The sequence below is a fragment of the Clostridium sp. Ade.TY genome, from assembly GCF_000498355.1.
Classification (GTDB): domain Bacteria; phylum Bacillota; class Clostridia; order Clostridiales; family Clostridiaceae; genus Clostridium.
The window spans coordinates 1-694 of record NZ_AVSV01000056.1 but is presented as its reverse complement, the minus strand read 5'-3'; the positions used below and the strand labels follow the sequence as shown (position 1 = coordinate 694).

Sequence of the window (694 nt, the reverse complement as noted above, 5' to 3'; positions counted from 1 at the left end):
AGCAAGTACAAAATTAAGACCGGGAAATTACTATTTTAAAGAAATAACAGCACCAAAAGGATACAATATAAGCGATGAAAAATTACCACTTGAAATTAAATTAGGTGGAGTAGCAGATAAGAATGAAGTAATTGCAAAAGATTCAGTAATACTTGGATCAGCAAAACTTATAAAGGTAGATAGTAAAACTGGAAGAAAACTTCAAGGAGCTGTTTATGGAGTTTATGACTCAAACAATAAGCTAATAGAAAAAGTAACAACAGGAAGTACTGGAGAAGTAAGTACAAAGACAGACTTAAGACCAGGAAAGTATTACTTCCAAGAGATAACAGCACCAGTTGGATATAACTTAAATAACACAAAATATCCATTTGAAATAATACTTGGAGAAACAAATAAAGTTCCAGAAATAACAGTAAGTGATGACGTTATTTTAGGTTCAGTAAGTCTTACAAAAGAAGATAGCGAGACTGGAGAAAAACTTGAAGGAGCAACATTTGATTTATATGAAGTAAATGGTGAAAAGGAAACTAAGATTGATACTTATGTTACTAATAAAGAAGGTAATATAAATGTAGAAAACTTAAGACCTGGAAGTTATTATTTCGTAGAAACAAAAGCACCAGAAGGATACAATTTAGATAATTCAAAACATGAATTCAAAATTGTACTTGGTGAAGCAGAAAAACAAGCT

1 protein-coding gene is annotated in these 694 nt (G+C 30.5%); it reads left to right on the top strand.

Features of this window, described 5'->3' with window-relative positions; translation table 11 throughout:
* The coding region (locus O212_RS16750) for a SpaA isopeptide-forming pilin-related protein (RefSeq protein ID WP_029699471.1) at positions 1 to 694 on the top strand (694 nt) is incomplete at both ends.